The 307-nt window shown below is 51.1% G+C and carries 2 tRNA genes; both read left to right on the forward strand.

Annotated elements, in window-relative coordinates:
- Positions 1-77: 77 nt before the first annotated feature.
- Positions 78-150 (forward strand) — tRNA-Val (locus N8O80_RS09525).
- Positions 151-152: 2 nt separating this feature from the next.
- A tRNA-Asp gene (locus N8O80_RS09530) sits at positions 153-225 on the forward strand.
- Positions 226-307: the final 82 nt, after the last annotated feature.

Here is a 307-nt window from a genome sequence, read left to right on the forward strand (position 1 = left end):
ACACAGAAGTTAAGCCCTAGAACGCCGGAAGTAGTTGGGGGTTGCCCCCTGTGAGATATGGAAGTCGCTTAGCTTTAGGGAGTTTAGCTCAGCTGGGAGAGCATCTGCCTTACAAGCAGAGGGTCAGCGGTTCGATCCCGTTAACTCCCATAGGTCCCGTAGTGTAGCGGTTATCACGTCGCCCTGTCACGGCGAAGATCGCGGGTTCGATTCCCGTCGGGACCGTTAGAATAACGTAAGTTATTTTAGACTCGTTAGCTCAGTTGGTAGAGCAATTGACTTTTAATCAATGGGTCACTGGTTCGAG

The sequence above is a fragment of the Streptococcus mitis genome (genome assembly GCF_946190155.1).
In the GTDB taxonomy this organism is placed as follows: domain Bacteria; phylum Bacillota; class Bacilli; order Lactobacillales; family Streptococcaceae; genus Streptococcus; species Streptococcus mitis_CL.